The following is a 22637-nucleotide window of genomic DNA, read 5'->3' as shown; positions in this document are numbered from 1 at the left end:
GTTTTTTACCAAACTGAGTCGCATATTTGTGTCGGAATGACCGAAAACTGTGCGAACTTTGTCGCCTGAACATTCAAACGGGAATACCCATGGACCGATATCTTTTCCGGCGCTATGCCCTCTTCGTCCTGTCGCTCTTCATCAATGCGCTGGGCGTGGCCTTCATCACCAAGGCGTTGCTGGGCACCTCACCCATCACGAGCGTGAACTACGTGCTGAGCATGTTCACGCCGCTCACGATGGGGCAGTGGACCATCCTGCTCAACCTCACCTTCGTGCTGCTGGACCTCCTCTTCATGACGCGCGAGGATTTGCGCCGCGAACGCACCTCCTACCTGCTGCAGATTCCCATCTCGCTCAGCTTCGGACTCTTCATCGACTGCGCCATGTTGATGCTCTTCTGGCTCGAGCCTGTGGCCTATGCGGCCAAGCTGCTGTGGCTCATCGTCGGGTGCTTCATTCTGGCGGCGGGCATCGCGCTCGAGGTGCGGGTCAACGTGGCGATGACGGCCGGCGAATATCTGGTCCAGGTCATCTGCCGCCGCCACCACTTCGACTTCGGCTATACGAAGCTGGCCTTCGACCTGACGCTGGTGCTGCTGGCCTGCCTGCTCTCCTACCTCTTCATGGCCGATATCCGCGGTGTGCGCGAGGGTACGGTCGTGGCGGCGCTCGCCGTGGGGCCCATCGTCCACTTTTTGACCCCCTGCTTCCGGCGGCTCGACCATTGGACGGGGCTCGATGGTGCGGCGGGCCAAGGAACGGCCGCAGCTCCGGATGCCGACCATGCCGTGATAACGATTGCCCGCGAATTCGGCAGCGGCGGCCACCGCCTGGGCGAGCTGCTTGCGCGTGAGCTGCACCTGCCGCTCTACGACCGTCAGTTCATCCGTCTGGCGGCGCAGAAGAGCGGCGTTGACGAGCGCTACATCGTCGAGAACGAGCAGTCAATCCCCTCCTTCTGGCTCAAGTGCATCCTCTCGTCGGGCACACGGGCCGGACGCGGCCTCTCTACCGACGACGTGCTCTTCGTTGCCGAGAGCAAGATTGTGCAGGAGCTGGCCGCCAAGGGGCCCTGCATCATCGTCGGCCGCTGCGCCGACTTCGTGCTGCGCTCCTCGCCGCGGGTGCTCCGCATCTTCTGCTGCTGCGACCGGGCGGATGCCGTGGCCCGCTGCGTCGAGGAGTATGACCTTCCCGAATCGGAGGCCGAGGCCGAAATCGAGCGCGTCAACCGCAACCGCAGCAACCACTATGAGTTCTATACCGGGCAGCGGTGGTCCGACCCGCACCACTACGACCTGATGGTCAATACGGGGCATGTTTCGCTTGAGGCCGCTGCCGCCCTCATTCGGACGATGTACCGCGAGCGGTGCGGCAGCGCGAAGCCGAGCGGCACGAAGTAGAGCGGCGAGAAGTAACGGCTGTGTGACCGAAGCGCCGAAAACGGTACGGGCCGGAATCCCCATGATGGATTCCGGCCCGTATTGCGTTTCCTTTCGTTGGGCGTGCGTCCGCTACTCGCCGCGGAGGGTCAGCCGCGCCCGTTTGAGCCCCGGCGAGGTGGCCTCCACCGTGATTTCGCCCGGCGTGCCGTCCGAGACGATGATGGCGGTCATCATGCCCGAGAAGAGCTTCATGTGCGGCTCCTGGAACGATTCGAGCGATGTGGGGTCGCCGTTGGCTCCGGCGCGGTAGCAGCCGTTGCCCGTCACGCGGAACCGGATTTCGTTGTCGGCCGTCGGGCAGGGGTTCCCGTTGCGGTCGACGACGCTCACCGTCACGAAGATGAGGTCCTTGCCGTCGGCCGCCATCCGTTCGCGGTCGGGCGTCAGCACAATCCGGCTGGGCTTGCCCGCCGTGCGGAGCTCGCGCTCGGCCACGGGACGCCCTTCGGCGTCGTAGGCCACCACACGCAGCGTGCCGGGCTCGTAGCGCGTATCCATCCACATGAGCCGGTAGCGGCGCTGACGGGCGAAGCTGTTGAGCGAGAGCGAGTCGCCGCTGTTGTCGACCTTTACGGAGAAATCCTTGCTGCGGCGTCCCTGGCTCTTGCCGTTGATGAAGAGCTCGGCCGAGGGGTAGTTCGTGTAGACGAAGACGGGGGTCGTCTCCCCCTCGCGTCCGGGCCAGGTCCAGTGGGGCAGGATGTGGAGCGTCTCTACCTCGGGATTCCAGTGGCTGCGGTAGAGCCAGTAGCGGTCCTTCGGCAGACCCGCCAGGTCGATGATGCCGAAGAGCGACGAGTGGCTCGGCCAGTCGGAGTAGTAGGGGGTCGGCTCGCCCAGATAGTCGAAGCCCGTCCAGACGAATTCGCCCATGCAGTAGGGCAGGTCGTCGTGCTGGATGAAGTCATCCTCCGGAAGGTTCGACCAGCCGCAGTGCTCCACATCGTACGACGAGGCCTGATGGTCGTCGTAGCGGTGCATCGAACGCCGCACGACGGGGAACTTGTAGACGCCGCGCGAACTGAGCGTCGAGGCGGTCTCGCTGCCCAGAATCATCCGCTGCGGCAGCTTGGCGTAGTTCTCGGGATACTTGTGCGGGCGGTAGTTGAAGCCGGGGATGTCCATCACGGCGGCCATGTTGTTGTTCACCACCGCATCGGGGGCATCCATGCCCTGCGTCACGGGGCGTGTCGGGTCCTCGCGGTGGCAGATGCTCTGGAGCCGGAGCGTGAGCTTCGGACCCCGGTCGCCGTCCCACTGGTCGGGCACCTCGTTGCCGATGCACCACATCACCACGCTGGGGGAGTTGCGGAAGTGGCGTACCAGATTGACCAGGTCGCGTTCGACCCACTCGTCGAAGTGGAGGTGGTAGCCGTTCTCGACCTTCGGGGCCTTCCATTCGTCGAACGATTCGGCCATCACCATCATTCCCATCTCGTCGCAGGCGGCCACCAGCTCCGGGGCGGGCATGTTGTGCGAGGTGCGGATGGCGTTGCAGCCCATCTCCTTGAGCAGCCGGACCTGACGCCGGAGGCCCGCCTCGTTGGCAATGCCGCCCAGCGGGCCGAGGTCGTGGTGGTTGCAGACGCCGCGGAACTTCACCGGTTGGCCGTTGAGCAGGAAGCCCCGGCCCGGTACCGCTTCGACGGTGCGGATGCCGAAGCGCGTCGTATACTCGTCGCAGAGGCGGTCACCCTCGTAGAGCCGTGTGACGGAGGTGTAGAGTGCCGGCGTTTCGGGGCTCCACAGCGCGGGGTGCTCGACGATGAACTCCTGCTCGACGGCGTGGTTGTCGTAGCGCGTGCCGTCGGTGCGCGCCGAGGCGACGACCTCTCCCGCGGCGTTGCGCAGCTCCGTTGCGAGCGTATAGTCGGCCAGCGTCCGCCCCTCGGGCAGCACCACCTCGGTCCGCTGCCGTACGCGGGCGTGGTCGCCGGCGATGACGGGCGTGGTGATTTGCGTTCCCCAGACCGGGATGTAGGCCTCGCCCGTGGTGAGCAGATGTACGTTGCGCAGCAGTCCGGCGCCGGGGTACCAGCGCGACGACTCGGGCAGATTCTCGAGCCGCACGGCCAGCAGGTTCTCCCCGTCGGGACGGAGGTAGGGGGTGATGTCGACGTGGAAGGCGTTGTAGCCGTTGGGCCAGTAGATGGCCTCGTGGCCGTTGACGTAGACTCGGGCGTGGCTCATCGCGCCGTCGAAGAGCATCGTACAGTGGCCCCCTTCGCGCAGTTCGGGCGTCGTGAAGCGGAGCCGGTACCACCCCGTGCCGACAAAGGGCAGGCCGCCCGTGCGGCCGGCATGCTCCATCGCCTGGGTCTGGCCGTCCTGGGCGATGGCCGTGAGCTGGAGGTCGTTGCCGACGCTGAAGGGGCCGTAGATGGCCCAGTCGTGGGGCACGGTGACCGCCTGCCACGAGGAGTCGTCGAAGTCGTTGCGGGCAAATTCGGGCGCATCTTCGCGCGTGAAGAGCCAGCCCTGTTCGAGCAGCCGTTCGGTGCGCGGCTGCGCGAGGGCGGCGAGCGGAAGCAGCGCCAGCATCAGAAGCAGTTTTTTCATGGTGGGGAAATTCTGGTTTCGGGTGAGGTTTTGGTTGAGGCTTGGGTGTTGTTTCAAACCGTGGTGCGGACGTTGAGCCGCTCCCAGAGCCATTCGGGCAGCCGCCGCCAGAAGAAGACCATCACGGCGTAGCGCCGGTCGATGACGATGCGCCGGCGGCGGTGTTCGAGCGCATGGACGATGCAGTCGGCAACCCGTCCGACGGGCATGAGCATCGGATAGTGGTTGGCCTTGTTCAGCAGCGGCGTTGCGACGAATCCCGGGCGGATGTCCGTCAGGCGGATGTTGAGCCGCTCCATGTGGCTGAGCTGGGCCAGTGCGTCGATGTAGGTGTTCTGCATCCGCTTGGTGGCCGAGTAGGCCGGCGAGCTGCCCAGCCCCCGCGTCCCGGCAATCGAGCTGATGACGGCCAGATGGCCTCCGCCGTGGGCGCGGAACCAACCGAAGGCGGCCGTCACCATCCGCACGAAGCCCTCGCCGTTGGTGCGCAGCGTCGCTACCTCAAGCGCGGGGTCGAGTTCTATGTTGCGGTAGCCGATTCCCGAGCAGTGGAGGTAGAGCTCCATCCCTCCGAGCCGCTCGATGAGCTCCTCGAGCCGTTGAGGTGCATCGTCCGACGTGACGTCGAGCGTTTGGTACTCCACGCGGTCGGGTGCCAGTGCGTGCAGCTCCTCGAGCGGTTCGATGCGGCGGCCGGCGACGCCCACGCGCCACCCCTTGCCGATGAAGCGTTTGGCCGTCTCGAGTCCGATGCCCGAGGTGGCGCCCACGATGACGATTCGTTTCATCTCCGGTTGCAATTTTATTTGTTGCAAGGTACGGATTTTCGGCCGATTTTCAAGCAGCCGGCCGCAAAAAGCGCGCAGCAAAATATCCCCCGTCACAAGTCGTATACAAAAAAAGGAGCCTCCCGTCGGTCGGAAGACTCCCTGTTTGTATTCGCGTGCAGTCGTCTGCACTCACTCTTCGTCGATGGAGCGCTGCACGCACTCGATGCCCACCTTGCGCAACAGGTTGAGCCCCTCCTCCGAGCGGTATTCGTCGCTGTATACCACCCGCTTGATGCCGGCCTGGATGATGAGCTTCGAACACTCGATGCAGGGGGCTGCCGTGATGTAGAGCGTCGAGCCGTCGCAGTTGTTGGCCGACTTGGCCACCTTCGTGATGGCGTTGGCCTCGGCATGCAGCACGTAGGACTTCGTCTTGCCCGTCTCGTCCTCGCAGATGTTCTCGAAGCCCGAGGGGGTGCCGTTGTAGCCGTCCGAGATAATCATCTTGTCCTTGACGATGAGCGCCCCCACCTTGCGGCGGACGCAGTACGAATTCTCGGCCCAGATGCGGGCCATTCTCAGATAGCGCAAGTCCAGCTGGCGCTGCTTCTCTTCCTGGTATCCCATGTGGCGGTGGTTTGTCCAACGGAGGAGGCGACGTGACGGACGCTCCCGTCCCCGCCGCCTCGCTCCGTCGGTTGTTGACGTTCGTTCAGGGTCGTGCTGCTACAGCCCCTTGCCGTGGCAGTTCTTGTACTTCTTGCCGCTGCCGCAGGGGCAGGGGTCGTTGCGGCCCACCTTCTTCTCGACGTGGATGGGCATCGGCTTCTGTTTCTCGCCCTGTCCGGCCTGTGCGGCAGCCTGCATGCGCGATGCCTGCAGACGGTTCACGTCGACCTTCGCCCGCTCGCGCTGCTGTTGCTGGCGCTGTGCGGCGGCCTCCGAGGCGCTGTCGCGCACCGGAATGTAGGAGCGGTTGAGTATCGAGAGCACCTCGCGGTTGACGCGGATGAGCATCTTCGAGAAGAGGCCGAACGACTCGAACTTGTAAATCAGCAGCGGGTCCTTCTGCTCGTAGGTGGCGTTCTGCACGCTCTGGCGCAGGTCGTCCATCTCGCGCAGATGCTCGCGCCAGGCGTCGTCGATGGTGGTGAACATTACCACCTTCGAGAATACCTTGTAGATTTCCGCACCGTCCGTCTCCTTGCACTTGCGCAGGTTGACCGGGACGTTGTAGCCCAGATGGCCGTTCGTCAGCGGGAAGTAGATGTCCGAATCGAGCTGCTCCTTGCGGTCCTCGTAGATGCGTTCCATGACCGGACGCACCGTGTCGGCCACCGCCTTCGCGCGGCGGGCATAGGCAGCCTTGAGGTCCTTGACAATCGCCTCGACCAGCTCGCCGGGCTTGGCCGCCTCGTAGGCCGCCTCGTCGAGCGAGGGCTCGATGGCCACCTCGCGGATGAGCTCCATGCGGAAGTCCTCGTAGCCGATGCCGCGGTTGGTCTCCACGAAGTTCTCGGCATAGTCGTACATGATGTTGTTCAGGTCAATCTCGATGCGCTCGCCGTAGAGTGCATGGCGGCGGCGCGTGTAGATGACCTCACGCTGCGAGTTCATCACGTCGTCGTACTCGAGCAGACGCTTGCGGATGCCGAAGTTGTTCTCCTCGACCTTCTTCTGGGCGCGTTCGATGGCGCGCGTCATCATGCCGGCCTGAATCACCTCGCCCTCCTTCAGACCCATGCGGTCCATCATCGAGGCGATGCGGCCCGAACCGAACAGACGCATCAGGTCATCTTCGAGCGAGACGAAGAACTGCGACGAACCCGGGTCGCCCTGACGTCCGGCACGACCGCGCAGCTGACGGTCCACGCGACGGCTCTCGTGGCGCTCCGTGCCGATGATGGCCAGACCGCCTGCGGCCTTCACCTCGGGCGTCAGCTTGATGTCGGTACCACGACCGGCCATGTTGGTGGCGATGGTCACCTGGCCCGTACGACCGGCCTCGGCAACAACCTGTGCCTCCAGTGCGTGCTGCTTGGCGTTCAGCACGTTGTGCTTGATGCCGCGGAGCTTGAGCATGCGGCTCAGCAGCTCCGAAATCTCGACCGACGTGGTGCCGACCAGTACCGGACGGCCCTGGCCCACCAGACGGACAATCTCCTCGATGACGGCGTTGTACTTCTCGCGCTTGGTCTTGTAGACGAGGTCCTGGCGGTCGTCGCGGATGACGGGGCGGTTGGTCGGGATGACCACCACGTCGAGCTTGTAGATGCTCCAGAACTCCGAAGCCTCCGTCTCGGCCGTACCGGTCATACCGGCCAGCTTGTGGTACATGCGGAAGTAGTTCTGCAGCGTGATGGTGGCGAAGGTCTGCGTGGCGGCCTCGACCTTGACGTGCTCCTTGGCCTCGATGGCCTGGTGCAGACCGTCCGAATAGCGGCGGCCGTCGAGAATACGGCCCGTCTGCTCGTCGACAATCTTCACCTTGTTGTCCATCACCACATACTCGACATCCTTCTCGAACATGGCGTAGGCCTTCAGCAGCTGGATGACCGTATGGACGCGCTCCGACTTGATGGAGTAGTCGTTGATGACCTCGTCGCGCTTCTGCGCCTTCTCCTCGGGCGAGAGCGAACTCTTCTCGAGCTCGGCCACCTCGGCGCCGATGTCGGGCAGCACGAAGAAGCCGTCCTCGTTGAAGTATTTCGAGAGCACCTCGTGACCCTTGTCGGTGAGCTCCACCGAGTTGAGCTTCTCGTCGATGACGAAGTAGAGGTCGTCGGTGATTTCGGGCATGCGGCGGTTGTTGTCCTGCATGTAGATGTTCTCGGTCTTCTGCATCAGCGCCTTGATACCCGTCTCCGAGAGGTACTTAATCAGCGGCTTGTACTTGGGCAGACCCTTGTGCACGCGGTAGAGCTTCACGCCGCCCTCCTCGGTCTTGCCCTCCGAGATGAGCTGCCGCGCCTCGGCCAGCAGCGAGGTGACCAGCGCGCGCTGGAGGTTGTAGAGGTGCTCGATGGCGGGGTTGTACTGCTCGAAGAGCTGGTCGTCGCCCTTGGGCACGGGGCCCGAGATGATGAGCGGCGTACGGGCGTCGTCGATGAGCACCGAGTCGACCTCGTCGACGATGGCGTAGTGGTGCTTGCGCTGCACGAGGTCCTTGGGCGACGAGGCCATGTTGTCGCGCAGGTAGTCGAAGCCGTACTCGTTGTTGGTACCGAAGGTGATGTCGGCCATGTAGGCGCGGCGGCGGGCCGGCGAGTTGGGCTGCGTGTCGTCGATGCAGGCCACCGACAGTCCGTGGAACTCGTACATCGGGCCCATCCACTCGGAGTCACGCTTGGCCAGGTAGTTGTTGACCGTCACCACGTGTACGCCCTTGCGGGCCATGGCGTTGAGGAAGACGGGGAGCGTCGCCACGAGGGTCTTGCCCTCACCCGTGGCCATCTCGGCGATTTTGCCCTTGTGGAGCACCACGCCGCCGAAGAGCTGGACGTCGTAGTGGACCATGTCCCACTTCACGTCGTTGCCGCCCGCCTGCCAGTGGGTGGCGTATATGGCCTTGTCGCCGTCGATGGTGACGAAGTCCTTCGTGGCGGCCAGCTCGCGGTCGAAGTCGTTGGCCGTCACCACGACCGTCTCGTTCTGGGCGAAGCGGCGGGCCGTATCCTTCATGATGGCGAAGGCTTCGGGGAGGATTTCGTCGAGCTTGACCTCGATTTTGTCGTCGATGCGCTTGGTCGTATCGTCAATCTCCTTCGAAATCTTCTCCTTCTCGTCGAGCGAGATTTCGGGCTTCTCCAGCTTTGCCTTCAGCTCCACGATGCGGGCTTCGTCGTCGGCGATGTAGTCGGCAATCTGCTTCATGAGCCCGGCGCTGCGGGCGCGGAGTTCGTCGTTCGAGAGGGCCTCGATAGAGGGGTAGACGGCCTTGATTTTCTCGATGTAGGGTTCGATTTGTTTGCGGTCCTTGTCGGCCTTCGAGCCGAAGACGAGTTTGATTAAACTGGCAAGTATATCCATAAGAGTTTTGTTGTTGTTTTCTGTTGCGTGTGCGGTTATGACCGTAAATCCTACAAAAGTACACATTTTTCGCGAAAAGCGCAAACCTACGGACCAAACTCTGCGAATATCTTTGCGTTTGCCCCTTCGGACGGCCGGCGGCAGCGGCTCTCGGCCGCCGGGCTGTTCCCGCCCGGTCCGCGGTCCCGGAGCGGGCCGGGAGGCCTTTCAGGACAGGATGGAAAGAGCTCTGAGAGCCCTTTGATAGTGGGGCGGAAGGGCTCCGGGGAGGCCTTGCCGGAAGAGGCTGAAAGGGCGTCGGGTAAAAATTTCGGGCCGTGGCGACCGTTTGCCGCCACCTTTCACTATCTTTGTTCCACGATGATACGCAAGGCAAACTGCAAAATCAACCTCGGGCTCGACGTGTTGCGCCGCCGCGAGGATGGATACCACGAGCTCGAGACGGTGATGTTTCCCGTGCGCGGGCTCTTCGACGAGGTGGAGGTCCTCCCCTCGGCCTCGGCCTTCACGCTGCGGAGCGAGGGGCTGACGGTCGACTGCGACCCCGAGGAGAACATCTGCATGAAGGCCTGCCGCCTCATGCAGCGGCACTACGGCATCGCGGGTGCGGAGGTGCGCCTTAGGAAGCGGGTCCCCTTCGGGGCGGGGCTCGGCGGCGGCTCGTCCGACGGCACGGCGGTGCTGCTGGCCCTCGACGAGCTCTATGCCCTTCATCTCTCGGAGGAGGAGCTCATCGCCCGGGCCGCCGAGCTGGGGAGCGATACGGCCTTTTTCGTGCGCAATACGCCCCAGCTCTGCACGGGTCGCGGCGAGGTGATGCACCCCTTCGCGGTCGACCTTGCGGGGCTGACGCTTCTGGTGGTGAAGCCCCGGGAGGGGGTTTCGACGCGCGAGGCCTATGCCGGCATCCGTCCCCGGGTGCCCGAAACGCCCCTTGGCGAGCGGCTGCGGCTGCCCGTTGCGGAGTGGCAGGGGCGCGTGACCAACGACTTCGAGACGACGGTCTTCGCCCGCCATCCCGCCATCCGTGAGGTGAAGGAGCGGATGCTTGCCGCCGGAGCACTCTACGCTTCGATGTCGGGGAGCGGCTCGGCCGTCTTCGGGCTCTTCGAGGAGCCGGCGCCCGACTTTCCGCTGCTCGAGGGCGAGTTCCTCCACCGCGAAACGATTCGCTGAGGCGGCCGCACGCGGCAGACGGAGGCGCTGTCGAGGCTTCGTTCCGTCGCGATAAAAAAGGCGGATGACCTTCCGTGAGGGTCATCCGCCTTTTCGTTGGCTTTCGGGCGGGGTGGAATTACTGCTCCTGCTTCGGAACGGGAATCTTGTCGATGCGGCGCTGGTGGCGTCCCCCTTCGAACTCGGCCGAGAAGTAGGCGTCGAGGATGGCTACGGCCTCGTCGTTGGTGATGAAGCGGGCCGGAAGCACCACGATGTTGGCGTTGTTGTGGCGGCGGATGAGTGCCCCGATTTCGGGAGTCCAGGCCAGACCGGCGCGGATGCCCTGATGCTTGTTGAGCGTGATGGACATGCCGACGCCCGTGCCGCAGAGTGCGATGCCGAGGGGCACCTGACCCGACTCGACGGCCTCGGCCAGCGGGTGGGCGTAGTCGGGGTAGTCGACGCTCTCGGGCGAATCGGTCCCGAAGTCGAGCACTTCGTAGCCCTGGGCACCCAGGTAGCCCACCAGAAACTCCTTCATCTCGTAGCCGGCGTGGTCGCTGGCGATTCCTATTTTTTTCTCCATAATCGTGTGGTGAGTTTTTTTATCGAAGACAAATATAGCAATTATTGGCTCTCGACCGAGGGTCGGGCTCCTGTTTTTTTCGACACGTTCTCGACATGCCGCCGCCCGGCGGGGAGGCCGCCGGACGCCGGCCGACCTCCGGCTTCGTCTCCTTGTGCCCGTTATTTCCGGGTTATCAGCTCGTTGAGGAGCGCTCCCCGGCCGGGACAGCACCGCTCGAACCATGCGGCGAAGTCTTCATACGCGAGCGGATGCCTGCCGCAATATTCCCGGTAGAAGCCGGCGATGGCCTCCGTGAGCCTGTCGTATCCGATGTGTCGGGCGAGGCGGTCGAGCAGCAGCGGCCCCTTGCGGTAGACGACCGTATTGTTGTCGTTGCGGACCATCGCGATGAGCGGCTCGTCGCCGGGCGTCCCCTCGATTGCGCGGTACTCCCGCTCGCACCGCTCCAGCTGTGCGCGGTAGGCCTCCTCCCCGAAGTGGTGGCGGATGAACATCAGGGTCATGAACTCGTTGAGCGACTCCTTGATGAAGTAGGCGCCCGGCTCTCCGTCGTCGATGAGCAGCGTCCATTCGCCCAGCCAGCGGTGGCCGATTTCGTGGACCAGCGGATAGATGTCGGGGTAGGTCGAGAACTTCTCCTGCGAGGCGGAGATGAAGCCTATGTTGTAGCGGTTGCTGAAGCCCTTGCCGTCGTGGAAGAGGAAGGTCGGGAGCGAGGGGATGTTCCTCTGCGGCGCGCGGTACGTTTCGCCGTATATCCGGCCGAAGTAGTCGGTGGCGGCCTGCGTCAGCGTGAGCAGCTCGTTGCGGCGCTCCGGTGTGCACTCCATGCCGGCGAGCTGATAGATATCGATGTCCCCGCCGGCGGTTGCCTCGGCGGAGTGCGTGTAGGCCTCCATGCGGAAGAATGCCAGCGAGAGCGACTGGGCCAGCATCCCCTTCACCGTGCAGGCATGGCGGCCCGCGTCGATGCGTCGGAGCGGATAGGAGCCGAGCAACGAGAGCGAGTCGGGAGTGCGCACTTCGAGGGTTAGCTCCATCCGTCCGTTTGTCGGGATGGGGTAGTAGAACTCGCCGTAGCTGGTCTCCCAGAGCTCGGCGTTACCGGCCCCGTAGATGAAGAAGGCCGACAGGTTCGTGTAGTTGTAGCTCATCCTTACCGGCACGCTTTGCGCTCCGCTTCTGCGCAGAAGGAGCCGTTTGTCGGCCGCGTCGTAGCGCGCTTCGAGCCGGGGGTTCGCTCCGAATGTCAGGTGCTCGACGGAGAGCTCCGGGTCGCCGCCGAAGGTGAGGGCCACGCTGTCGGCCTCCTCAAAATCGAGCCTGAAGGAGCAGTCGACGCGCATGTTGGCCGCATCGCAGCCTCGCTTGTCGATGATGAGCGTGTAGTCGCTGATTCTCTGTGCCCGGGCCTCCGGCAAGGTGCCGAGGGCTGCAGCCAGAAGCAGTGCAAATGCAAGTTTTTTCATCGTGGCCGTTCTCAGGTGTCGAATAAAGATAGGAAAAAATTCCTTCGCACGGAGGGCGCTTCGGCGAAAAGTGTTAATTTTGCCGCAGCCGCCTTCGGGCCGCCGTCGCAACCCTTGCGCGGTTTTTGCCGCGTGAGCCGCCGTACCGAACCGCATGAAAACCCTGCTGGCCATACTGGGCGCCGTGTCGCTTGCGCTGGGCATCGCCGGAATCTTCCTTCCGCTGCTGCCTACCACCCCCTTTCTGCTGCTTTCGGCGGCTCTGTGGGTGCGCAGCTCGCCGCGCCTCTACGCCTGGCTGCTCGCCCATCCGCGGATGGGCCCCTACATCCGCGACTTCCGCGAACACCGCGCCATTCCCCTGCGGGCGAAGCTCCTCTCGCTCACGCTGCTCTGGCTGACCTTGGGGTTCTGCGCCCTCTTCGTCGTGGCGCCGTGCCGTTGGGCGCAGACGGGGCTCCTGCTGCTTGCCGGCGGCATCACGTGGCACATCCTCTCCTACCGGACTGCAAAAAAGAGGTGATTTTTTCGCTCAATATGTCCCGAAAGTTGGTTCGATTTGTCTGCCTCCGTGTCGCAGGTACGGAAATTTCGCTTATCTTTCGTATACCATCAAAAATTAACCCTTAGCCCTATGTATGTACAGCTCTCTCTTTGCAGGAGGCTTGTGCTTTCTGCCTCTGCGCTTCTGCTTTTTGGCTCCTGCAGCGATTCGGACGACTCCGCTGCGGAGCAGCCGCTGAGTTTCCAGGTCTCCGTCTCCGACGCGACGATGACCGGTGCCACCGTCACGGTCGACCCCTCGGGCGAAGGCACCTACTACGTGTCGGTCGACAACCGTGCCGAGGTGGATGCCCTCTGCGCCACCGACGAGGAGTATATCGCCATGAAGCTCGACTTTATCCGCGTGATGGCCGGTGTGAACAAACTCTCGGTCGAAGAGTACCTCCGACGCGAGCTCCGCAGCGGCCGCTCCGTCATTCAGGAGACTGACCTCTACTACGATACGGAGTACTGTGTCGGGGTCTTCGGCCTTGATGCCGACGGTACGGTGACCACCGGCCTGGCGCGCTCCTACTTCCGCACCGAAACCTTCGCCCCCTCGGCCGAGTGTCAGTTCATCATCCAGGAGGTTGCGTGCACCGCCTCGTCGATTGAGGTCGAGGTGGGGGCCTCGGACGCCTCGGTGCGCTACTACGCCTCGGTGATGAGCGCCGACGAGTTCTCTTCCTACGATACGGTGAACGAGGCGGTCTCCGACATCATCTTCTCGGCCGAGCTCTTCGACGACGTCGACTGGTCGGACCCCTCCTATACCCACACGGGCCGCAACCGGCTGCTCTTCGAGGGTCTTGAGGCGTCCACGGAGTATGTCGTCATCGTCTTCGGCATCAGTTCGGAGGGCGAACAGACGACCGAAGCGGCCACGGCGACCTTCTCGACCACGGCCGCATAGGCGCCGCAGCGTTTCACAACGCATCTCTCTCCGGCTTTCTCCATTTGCCGAAGGATGTACCGTCCCAACTCCTTCGGTCCAAACCCCTTCGGCCCAACCCCTTCGGCCCGGCGTACGGCTTCGCATCCGGCTCCATGAACGGAACGGCATGGAACGATGCGGAACAGAGAGGGCTGCCCGACAATTCGGGCAGCCCTCCGTTCTATTTTCGTTTCAGACCGGGCTGATTGGCTGGGAGGCTTCAGCTTCCTTCCATACCTCACCTCTATATCTCTTTACTCCTCCTCGTTTTCGTCCCGGTCCTCCCATCGTCCCGGTCCTCCCATCGCTCCGGCCCTCTCTTCGCTCCGGAGCCTCTCTCCGGCGGCATGTCGGTCGTCGTGGGCCTGCATTACATCCGTTACAACTGGGCGTCGGTCACGTCGAGCAGTTCGAGCATCGTGTACTTTACAACGAAGCGGCCCGGCTCCTCCGGCGCCGGGGTTACCGAGGTACCGATGCGCAGCCGGTAGATATGCCCCTCCTCGTAGTCGAAGCCGTCGATGGGCCACGGCCAGGGCTGCCACTCGGTCACTACGCCGTAGTCGGGCAGGCGGACGCTCAGATAGTCCACCCCGTCGACGTGCGAAAAGCTGGTGCCCACCTCCATCGTGAATTCGGGATAGTATTCCGTCGGGATATTCGAGGAGGCGGGGCGTTTTTCGTAGAGCTCGACCAGTGCGTATTTGGACGACGGAGCGTCGGCCATCGGCTCGGCCACGGGATTGATGCGTACGCGGATGCGGTACTCGTAGCCCGGCTCGTAGGTGAACCCCTCGATGTTGTCGAACATCGGGCGCCAGGCGGCCGACTCGTCGGTGCGAATCATCAGCGCCGGCTGGAGGTTGAAGACTCCGTGGGCAATGCCCATCTCGGAGGCTACGGTCCAGAGCTCGACGCGCTCCTCGTCCCTGGCGCACGAGGCGAAGGCGAGTGCGATGAGCGTGGAGCAGAGTATCAGGATTCGTTTCATGGGCGCGGTTGTTTTTCGGGAAGGCGTGGCCTTGCGTCTGTCGTTAACGTGCTTCTGTCGTTAAAACGCCGGGCCCACTCCCATACTGCGTAAAGATACGAAAAAAACGGGAGAAATCCCGTTTTTTTTCTTGTTTTTAGCATGTTGGACTCTTTTGCCGTCGGTCCGGACGCTTTCGTGTGACCCCCGTCTCCATCGCCGGGTCGGCAGCCCTCCGTGCAGTCCTTTTGCCTCCGCTCCGCCCTTTCTGACGCCGCTCACAGGTAGCGCTCGGCCACGCTGACCAGAAATCCGAGCAGCAGGGCGTTGAGGAGCAGCAGGGGAATCGTCTTGCGCTCCTTGCCCGCCAGCGCGAAGAGCGTCGGGAGCTGCAGCATGAGCATGATGGCCATTCCGTCGGCCCACCAGGGCAGGTAGGGCAGCTTGGCGTAGAAGGTCAGCACCGAAGCGAAGAGGCAGACCAGAAAGGCCGCGATGGCTGCGTGTGCCGCCGCCCGCTGGTAGAACATCGGAATGACGGTCAGTGCGCCGGCCACGGCTCCGACGACGAGCGAAAGGGTGAAGTGGTCCATCGCCGGTTCCTATTTGGCGGCCCGCTTGCGGTCCACCTCGTGCAGCAGAATCTTGCGCAGACGCATGGCGTGGGGCGTCACCTCGACGTATTCGTCCTCCTTGATGTACTCGAGCGCCTCCTCGAGCGTGAAGACCTTCGGCGGCACGATGACCGCCTTGTCGTCCGAACCCGAAGCACGCATGTTGGTGAGCTGCTTGGCCTTGGTGACGTTTACCGTGATGTCGTTCTGGCGCGTGTGCTCGCCGATGACCTGGCCCTCGTAGACCTGTTCCATGGGGGAGATGAAGAAGCGGCCGCGGTCCTGCAGCTTGTCAATCGAGTAGGCGTAGGCCGTACCCGTCTCGCTCGAGATGATGGAGCCGTTGGTACGCATCTCGATGTCGCCCACCCACGGCTCGAAATCCTTCAGACGGTGGGTCATCACCGCCTCGCCGGCCGTGGCGGTCAGCATGTTGGAGCGCAGGCCGATGATGCCGCGCGAGGGGATGTCGAACTCCAGCCGCACGCGGTCGCCGTTCGACTCCATGTTGGTCAGCGTGCCCTTGCGCTTGGTGGCCAGCTCGATGACCGTACCCGAATACTGCTCGGGGCAGTCGACCGTCATCTCCTCGATGGGTTCGCACTTGCGGCCGTCAATCTCCTTGATGATGACGCGCGGCTGGCCCACCTGCAGTTCGTAGCCCTCGCGGCGCATCGTCTCGATGAGCACCGAGAGGTGCAGCACGCCGCGGCCGAAGACGTTGAACGAGTCGGCCGTCGGGCCGGGCGTTACGCGCAGCGCGAGGTTCTTCTCCAGCTCGCGGTCGAGACGCTCCTTGATGTGGCGCGAGGTGACGTACTTGCCGTCCTTGCCGAAGAAGGGGGAGTTGTTGATGGTGAAGAGCATCGACATGGTCGGCTCGTCGATGGCGATGGGGGGCAGCGGCTCGGGGTTGTCGTAGTCGCAGATGGTGTCGCCGATTTCGAAGCCCTCGACGCCCGTGATGGCGCAGATTTCGCCGCACGGCACCTCGTCGACCTTCTTCTTGCCCAGACCCTCGAAGACCATCAGCTCGCGGATTTTGGTCTTCTGCATCGTCACGCCGTCACGGCTTGCGAGCGTAATGTTCTGGCCCGCACGCAGCGTGCCGCGCGTGAGCTTGCCCACGGCGATGCGGCCCGTGTAGGGCGAGTATTCGAGCGAAGTGATGAGCAGCTGGGGAGTTCCCTCGGCCACCACCGGTTCGGGAATCTCGTCGATGATGGCGTCGAGCAGCGGGACAATCGAATTCGTGGGTTCGTTCCACTTGTGGGACATCCAGCCCTGCTTGGCCGAGCCGTAGATGGTCTTGTAGTTGAGCTGGTCCTCGGTGGCGTTGAGCGAGAACATCAGGTCGAAGACCTGTTCGTTGACCACCTCGGGGCGGCAGTTGGGCTTGTCGACCTTGTTGATGACGACGATGGGCTTCTTGCCCAGCGCCAGCGCCTTCTGCAGCACGAAACGCGTCTGGGGCATCGTCCCCTCGAAGGCGTCGACGAGCAGCAGCACGCCGTCGCACATGTTGAGCACGCGCTCCACCTCGCCGCCGAAGTCGGCGTGTCCCGGGGTGTCGATGATGTTGATTTTGTAGTCCTTGTAGATGACCGAAACGTTCTTCGAGAGAATCGTGATACCGCGTTCACGTTCCAGGTCGTTGTTGTCCAGAATCAGTTCGCCGGTCTGCTTGGCGTTGTCGCGCAGAACGTGTCCGGCAAGTATCATTTTGTCAACGAGCGTGGTCTTTCCGTGGTCCACGTGTGCAATAATGGCGATATTGCGTAGTTTTTGCATAGCTATGGATTTAACGCTGCAAAGGTAGCAATTTCTCGGTAAAATATGCTACTTTTGTTTTATTGATGATAAACGGGAATGCGCATGAAGCCAGCTTTTGAAATCCGTGAACGCAGCCGGGTCTACGTGGGACCCGTCGGCGACCTGCTTGCCGGAGCGCTGCCCGAGGGGCGCGTGGTGGTGGTGACCGATGCCACGGTCGAGCGCCTCTTCGCGCCGCTGCTCGCCCCCTACGAGCGGCTGTTAGTCGGTCAGGGCGAGGCCTCGAAGACGCTCCGCACGGTCGGCGAACTCTACGAGCGGCTCATCGACCTGGGGGCCGACCGTTCGACCTTCATCCTGGGGGTCGGGGGCGGCATCGTCACCGACGTGGCGGGGTTCGTTGCCTCGACCTACATGCGCGGCCTGCGCTTCGGCTTCGTGGCCACTACGCTGCTGGCCCAGGTCGACGCGAGTGTCGGCGGCAAGAACGGCGTGAACGTGGCCGGATACAAGAACATGGCGGGCTGCTTCGCCCAGCCCGACTTCGTTGTCTGCGACCCCGCGATGCTGCGCCCGCTGCCCGACCGGGAGTTCCGGGCCGGACTGGCCGAGATGGTCAAGGCGGCGCTCATTGCCGACGGCGACCTCTTCGCCGCGCTCGAGCGGAGTTCCTTTGCGGCGCTGCGCGAGGCTCCGGAGCAGCTCCGCGACCTCATTACGGCCGCCATCCGGGTCAAGGCCGACATCGTCGGACGCGACGAGCGGGAGCGGGGCGAGCGGCGCAAGCTCAATCTGGGCCATACGCTGGCCCATGCCATCGAGAAGTGCTCGGACCGCATGAACCACGGCGAGGCGGTGGCCGTGGGAATCGCCCTCATGGCGGGTGCCGCCCGGCAGCTCGGGCTGCTCGATGCGGCGCAGTGCGACCGCATCGTGAGGCTGCTCGAACGGCTGGGGTTCGACCTGCAGCCCCCCGTTCCTCTGGAGCGGCTGCTCCGCGAGGCGGGACACGACAAGAAGAACGAGCAGGGGACGCTCCACATCGTGCTTCCGGCCGGTATCGGCGACTGCGTGGTGCGCGACATCCCGACGGCGGAGTTTGCGACGCTCTTTACGGATGCCCGGTAGCGAAGGGCTGCCGGGGCTCCGAAGCATGGATGCGCCGGCAAGGGGGCATTGCGAAATATGGAAAAGAGGTCCGGCCGGCACGCATGCCGGCCGGACCTCTTTCTATCCGAAATGTTGTTGCGGAGCCCCGTTCACGAGGCCCCCGTTGAGGCTGCCTACTTCGCTCCCGCCGTCGCTTCGCCCGCAGCCGGCTCTTCGTCCGCGTCGGCATGCCGGATGGCAATCAGCTCGCTGCTGCTCTCCAGCTTCCCCTTTTTCGTCAGCTCCTCCTCGCGGACGACACCGATGCCGGGTGCGTACCAGGCTACGCGCCGGGACGCAAAGCTGAAGAAGAGGAAGCGGAAGCTGAATTTTTCCTGCAGTTTGAAGCAGGAGAAGCGCCCGGCGGGGGTCTCCAGCTCCTCGCGGGCGAGCACCTTGCGGTCGGTGATGTTGATGCGGAAGGAGAGTGACTGCTCCTCCTTGCTCACCTTCAGTTCGAGCCGTATGTCGGGGAGCTCCTCGCCCGGCGTCATGGCGAAGGGAATGCTGTAGGCATCGCCGCCCATGCCGAGGGTCATCCCCTGCAGCATCGAGGGGTCGATTCCCCGCAGCATCTCGTCCAGTTGCAGCACCATGTCGTTCTGCCGGACGAGCGTCGATGTGCTGAGGGCATTGCCGGAAGGTGTGCCCGAAGGGTCGAGCTCCTCTTCGGTGGTGTAGACCTTCAGCCCCTCGTCGGTCTCTTCACAGGAGAGGGCGAGCGTGCGTGTCTGGCCCGTGCGTGTGCCTGAGGCGTCGTATTGGGCATAGGTGAGTTCCGTTCCGGCCTCGGTGCAGCAGAGCGGTTGGGCCGAAGCCGCGGCGGCGAAGAGCAGCGCGGCCGTAAGAAGCAGCAGTCGTTTCATGCGGAGGCGTTTTTCGGGTATTGTGTCGTTTGAAAAACAAAGATAACAAAATGTGCCGGTTTTTCGGGCTGCGGTGCCTCTTTTTTACAGGATTAGCCTATGGCTCCGGCCTCCTGTACGACACGAGGGGCGCTGCCGCACGCGTGCGGCAGCGCCCCTCGGCTTTTCATCCGCTCCGACACTACCGGAGCAGGTCGGCCAGTTCGCGTTCGTAGGCCTTCCAGTCGGTGACGGGCTTCCGGGCCACACCCGACTCCATGGCGGCGCGGGCCACGGCCGTCGAGACGCGGACGAGCAGCCGCGGGTCGAGCGGCTTGGGGATGAAGTATCCGCGGCCGAATTCAAGATGGTCGATGTCGTAGGCCTTCAGAACCTGTTCGGGGACCTCCTCGCGGGCCAGTTCGGCCAGTGCGCGGGAGGCGGCGAGCTTCATCTCGTCGTTGATTTCCGAGGCGCGCACGTCGAGCGCCGCCCGGAAGATGTAGGGGAATCCCAGCACGTTGTTCACCTGGTTGGGGTAGTCCGAGCGCCCCGTGGCGAAGATGATGTCGGGACGCGAGGCGAGCGCCTCCTCGTAGGAGATTTCGGGTACGGGGTTGGCCAGCGCCAGCACAATCGGGTTCTGGGCCATCGTGCGGAGCATGGCTGAGGTTAGCACGCCCGGAGCCGAGACGCCCATGAAGACGTCGGCGTCGAGCAGCGCCTCGGCCAGCGTGGTGATGCGCCGCGAGGTGGCGAACTCGCGCTTCATGGGGTTGAGGTCCGTGCGGTAGGTCGAGACTACACCCTTGCTGTCGCAGAGGATGAGGTTCTGGGCCGGAATGCCCAGCTTGAGGAAGAGCCGCGCCGAGGCGATGGCCGCCGCACCGGCACCGTTGATGACCACGCGCAGCGCCGTCGTCTGCTTGCCGGCGATGCGGGCGGCGTTCATCAGCGCGGCGACGGCGATGATGGCCGTGCCGTGCTGGTCGTCGTGCATGACGGGGATGTCGAGTTCGCGGTGCAGCCGGGCCTCGATTTCGAAGCACTCCGGAGCCTTGATGTCCTCGAGGTTGATGCCTCCGAAGGTGGTGGCGATGTTCCGTACCGTGCGGACGAAGTCGTCGGGGTCGGTCGTGTCGACCTCGATGTCGAAGGAGTCGAGCCCCGCGAAGGTCTTGAAGAGCATCGCCTTGCCCTCCATGACGGGCTTTGCGGCCGCCGCTCCGATGTTGCCCAGCCCCAGAACGGCCGTTCCGTTGGAGATGACGGCCACCAGGTTGCCCCGGCCCGTATAGCGGTAGATGTCGTCGGGCGCGGCGGCGATGGCGCGGCTCGGGGCCGCCACGCCGGGCGAGTAGGCCAGCGCCAGGTCGTGCTGCGTGGTGTGGGGCTTGGTCGGCACGATGCCGATTTTGCCGGGTCTGGGTTCGCTGTGGTAGCTCAGAGCCTCGGCGTCGAGGGTCGTATCTTTTGCGTTCATCGTAGTGTGCGTTTTTTGAATTATATTTATTGAATATCACATAACGTGCCGGAGCCGAATTTATTGTGCGCTCCGTGTCGTTGCGGGAAAGCGCCGCAGCCGCGGCTGGACATCCCTCCATAAATTAGGAAAAGACCCGGAATCCCTTGCGGCCTTCGGCGGGCCGGGCGGGTTTTCCGGGTCATAAGATGCGGCGGACAACGTCGTGGGGGCGTTCCGCCGGGAGCTTTGCGCTGCATTGCGGAGCTCTTCGGAAGGAGCTATCCCCGCGTGCACCGCTCAGAAGAGCGAGGCGTCACCTCCGTGCGAAGAGGCGATGCCGAGGTGTTCGTAGGCCAGCGCCGTGGCTTCGCGTCCGCGGGGCGTGCGCTTGAGGAAGCCCTCCTTGATGAGGAAGGGTTCGTAGACCTCCTCGACCGTGCCGGCCTCCTCGCCGACGGCCGTGGCGATGGTGTTCAGCCCGACCGGACCGCCGTTGAACTTCTCGATGATGGTCCCCAGGATGCGGTTGTCCATCTGGTCCAGCCCGCGCGAGTCGATGTTCAGCGCCGAGAGGGCGAACCGCGTAATGGGGAGGTCGATGTGTCCCTCGCCCTTGACCATGGCGAAGTCGCGGACGCGGCGCAGCAGCGCATTGGCGATGCGCGGCGTGCCGCGCGAACGCAACGCCACCTCGTTGGCGGCCTCGTCGTCGATGGCCACGTCGAGGATGCGCGCCGAGCGTTTCACGATGCCGGCCAGCACCGGAGCGTCGTAATACTCCAGGTGGCACTGGATGCCGAAGCGCGCCCTGAGGGGCGAGGTCAGCAGTCCGCTGCGCGTCGTGGCGCCGATGAGCGTGAAGGGGGCCAGCTCAATCTGGATGGAGCGTGCCGAGGGTCCCTTGTCGAGCACGATGTCGATTTTGTAGTCCTCCATCGCCGAGTAGAGGTACTCCTCGACAATGGGGCTCAGGCGGTGAATCTCGTCGATGAAGAGCACGTCGCCCGGGTTGAGGCTCGTGAGCAGCCCGGCCAGGTCGCCCGGCTTGTCGAGCACGGGGCCCGACGTGACGCGCAGCTGCGCCCCCATCTCGTTGGCGATGATGTTGGCCAGCGTCGTCTTGCCCAGACCCGGAGGGCCGTGCAGCAGCACGTGGTCGAGCGAGTCACCCCGCATGAGCGCCGCCTTGATGAAGATGCGCAGGTTCTCGACGATTTTGTCCTGACCCGAGAAGGCGCCCAGCTCCTGGGGGCGTATCTTGTTCTCGAATTCGAGGTCGCTTTCGGTATTGCGTACGATAGACATGTCGCAAAGATACGAAAAGGTGCGCGCAAAGGCAAACACCGGGCAAAGTTTTCGCGCGGGGGGCTTCGTCTGAAGGCTTGTCCGCACTGCCGGTGGGGATAAGGTGCGGATAACGGGTGCGGATAAAAAAGCGGGCGCGGAGCACGGCTGCGGCCGAACTTCGCACCCGGGATGGTGCGCTGCCTCTCCGAAGAGGTCCCTGTCAGGGCGGTTATCGTCCCGTTCCGGTCGTTTCGGGCTCGATGCTGATGTACTTCACGTCGCCTTCGGGGGTGCGGGTACGCAGGTAGATGCCCTTCCGGCCGGTCGTCTGCGGGTCGAAGTCGCCGAGCCGGAACGAGGCGTACCCGTATCCGTAGTGGCCGTCGAGGTCCTTGCGGGCGTTGTGGCGGAACTCCAGCCCGACATACCCCTCGGGCGCCTCTTCGCCCGTCGTGGCCTCGTTGTTGACCAGATGGACCACGTGGGTCGTGAATCCCTGCGAGCGGAAGGCGAACTGGAGGGTCAGGTATCCGCCTCCGAGCTGCCAGCCGACCAGCTGAATCGGGTCATCGCCCATGAGGGCCAGGTCGGTGGGGGTCGTTACGGTCTCGACCTCCTTGGTCAGGATGTTCTCGATTTTGTAGAGCTCCACGTTGTAGTCGTAGCCCTCGAACGCTACGGGCAGGTAGTTGAACCAGATGAAGGCGCGCTGCCCCTCGACGGGCTCGTAGGCGATGATGCGGCTCTTGTCGCCGGCGTAGATGCTCCGGTTGCTGTCGGTGGTGAAGTAGTAGTTGTTCTCGCCGAGCGGATGGACGGTGGCCACGGCCCAGTAGCGTGCATAGTCGCCGTCCGAGTCGTTGCAGCCCTGAAGCGTCAGCGTCAGGGTGGCGACGAGCAGAAGTGCGAATCGTTTCATGTCTTTCAATTGTTTTTTCACCCCTATAACGGGACTGGGGGCGGAATACTGCATGTCGGATGTACGAAAATAGGAATTTTTTTCGGGACCGCGCAGTATTTTTGCCTCCGAAGCGT

At 63.6% G+C, this 22637-nt stretch carries 18 protein-coding genes; 5 read left to right on the top strand and 13 right to left on the bottom strand.

Annotated elements, in window-relative coordinates; genetic code table 11:
- Positions 1–89 precede the first annotated feature (89 nt).
- Positions 90–1406, top strand: a complete 1317-nt coding sequence (locus tag C8267_RS02315; RefSeq protein ID WP_106633495.1) for a cytidylate kinase family protein — start codon at positions 90–92, stop codon at positions 1404–1406.
- Between the two features lie 111 nt (positions 1407–1517).
- On the opposite strand, the gene C8267_RS02310 is transcribed toward C8267_RS02315, so the two are convergent.
- The 4 genes from C8267_RS02310 to secA all read right to left on the bottom strand — a co-directional run bounded on the left by C8267_RS02310 (position 1518) and on the right by secA (position 8806).
- On the bottom strand, positions 1518–4007 hold the full coding sequence (locus C8267_RS02310; protein ID WP_106633494.1) for a DUF4982 domain-containing protein: 2490 nt from the start codon (positions 4005–4007) through the stop codon (positions 1518–1520).
- A 53-nt stretch (positions 4008–4060) separates the two neighbouring features.
- Entirely contained in the window at positions 4061–4795 is a 735-nt protein-coding gene (locus C8267_RS02305) for an SDR family NAD(P)-dependent oxidoreductase (protein ID WP_106633493.1), read from the bottom strand.
- A 171-nt stretch (positions 4796–4966) separates the two neighbouring features.
- Positions 4967–5404, bottom strand: coding sequence for a deoxycytidylate deaminase (locus C8267_RS02300; RefSeq protein ID WP_087360808.1), 438 nt, complete (start codon positions 5402–5404; stop codon positions 4967–4969).
- 99 nt (positions 5405–5503) lie between these two features.
- On the bottom strand, positions 5504–8806 hold the full coding sequence (gene secA / locus C8267_RS02295; RefSeq protein WP_106633492.1) for a preprotein translocase subunit SecA: 3303 nt from the start codon (positions 8804–8806) through the stop codon (positions 5504–5506).
- Between the two features lie 360 nt (positions 8807–9166).
- Here secA and ispE point away from each other — a divergent pair, with 360 nt between their 5' ends.
- Positions 9167–9982 (top strand): 4-(cytidine 5'-diphospho)-2-C-methyl-D-erythritol kinase, encoded by an 816-nt coding sequence (gene ispE / locus C8267_RS02290; protein ID WP_087360804.1) that lies wholly within the window; start codon positions 9167–9169, stop codon positions 9980–9982.
- Positions 9983–10100: 118 nt separating this feature from the next.
- Here ispE and rpiB read toward each other — a convergent pair whose 3' ends face one another.
- Both rpiB and C8267_RS02280 read right to left on the bottom strand, forming a co-directional pair.
- Positions 10101–10550, bottom strand: a complete 450-nt coding sequence (gene rpiB / locus C8267_RS02285; RefSeq protein ID WP_087360802.1) for a ribose 5-phosphate isomerase B — start codon at positions 10548–10550, stop codon at positions 10101–10103.
- A 161-nt stretch (positions 10551–10711) separates the two neighbouring features.
- Positions 10712–12022, bottom strand: coding sequence for a hypothetical protein (locus C8267_RS02280; protein WP_106633491.1), 1311 nt, complete (start codon positions 12020–12022; stop codon positions 10712–10714).
- A gap of 154 nt (positions 12023–12176) precedes the next feature.
- On the opposite strand from C8267_RS02280, the gene C8267_RS02275 reads away from it, so the two are divergent.
- Complete coding sequence (locus C8267_RS02275; protein WP_106633490.1) at positions 12177–12545, top strand: YbaN family protein; 369 nt, start codon at positions 12177–12179, stop codon at positions 12543–12545.
- 111 nt (positions 12546–12656) lie between these two features.
- Entirely contained in the window at positions 12657–13478 is an 822-nt protein-coding gene (locus C8267_RS02270) for a hypothetical protein (protein ID WP_158699669.1), read from the top strand.
- 400 nt (positions 13479–13878) lie between these two features.
- Here the strand turns inward: C8267_RS02270 and C8267_RS02265 are convergent, their stop codons facing one another.
- From C8267_RS02265 to typA, 3 genes are all read right to left on the bottom strand, one after another.
- Complete coding sequence (locus C8267_RS02265; protein ID WP_106633488.1) at positions 13879–14490, bottom strand: DUF4377 domain-containing protein; 612 nt, start codon at positions 14488–14490, stop codon at positions 13879–13881.
- Positions 14491–14747: 257 nt separating this feature from the next.
- Positions 14748–15062 (bottom strand): hypothetical protein, encoded by a 315-nt coding sequence (locus tag C8267_RS02260; protein WP_087360793.1) that lies wholly within the window; start codon positions 15060–15062, stop codon positions 14748–14750.
- Between the two features lie 9 nt (positions 15063–15071).
- Positions 15072–16874, bottom strand: a complete 1803-nt coding sequence (typA, locus tag C8267_RS02255; protein ID WP_087360791.1) for a translational GTPase TypA — start codon at positions 16872–16874, stop codon at positions 15072–15074.
- A gap of 84 nt (positions 16875–16958) precedes the next feature.
- On the opposite strand from typA, the gene aroB reads away from it, so the two are divergent.
- Positions 16959–17984 (top strand): 3-dehydroquinate synthase, encoded by a 1026-nt coding sequence (gene aroB / locus C8267_RS02250; protein ID WP_106633739.1) that lies wholly within the window; start codon positions 16959–16961, stop codon positions 17982–17984.
- Between the two features lie 155 nt (positions 17985–18139).
- Here the strand turns inward: aroB and C8267_RS02245 are convergent, their stop codons facing one another.
- From C8267_RS02245 to C8267_RS02230, 4 genes are all read right to left on the bottom strand, one after another.
- The gene (locus C8267_RS02245) at positions 18140–18871 is read right to left on the bottom strand and encodes a TapB family protein (protein WP_087360789.1); all 732 of its coding nucleotides are present in this window, start codon (positions 18869–18871) and stop codon (positions 18140–18142) included.
- Positions 18872–19052: 181 nt separating this feature from the next.
- The gene (locus C8267_RS02240; protein ID WP_106633487.1) at positions 19053–20333 is read right to left on the bottom strand and encodes a malic enzyme-like NAD(P)-binding protein; all 1281 of its coding nucleotides are present in this window, start codon (positions 20331–20333) and stop codon (positions 19053–19055) included.
- 279 nt (positions 20334–20612) lie between these two features.
- Positions 20613–21620 carry a Holliday junction branch migration DNA helicase RuvB gene (gene ruvB / locus C8267_RS02235; protein WP_106633738.1) on the bottom strand — a complete coding sequence of 336 codons (1008 nt, stop codon included), beginning with the start codon at positions 21618–21620 and terminating at the stop codon, positions 20613–20615.
- 211 nt (positions 21621–21831) lie between these two features.
- Entirely contained in the window at positions 21832–22521 is a 690-nt protein-coding gene (locus C8267_RS02230; RefSeq protein ID WP_158699668.1) for a NigD1/NigD2 family lipoprotein, read from the bottom strand.
- Positions 22522–22637 lie beyond the last annotated feature (116 nt).

This window comes from Alistipes sp. Marseille-P5061 (assembly GCF_900290115.1).
Taxonomy (GTDB): domain Bacteria; phylum Bacteroidota; class Bacteroidia; order Bacteroidales; family Rikenellaceae; genus Alistipes; species Alistipes excrementigallinarum.
This window is presented reverse-complemented; position numbering and strand designations above follow the sequence as displayed.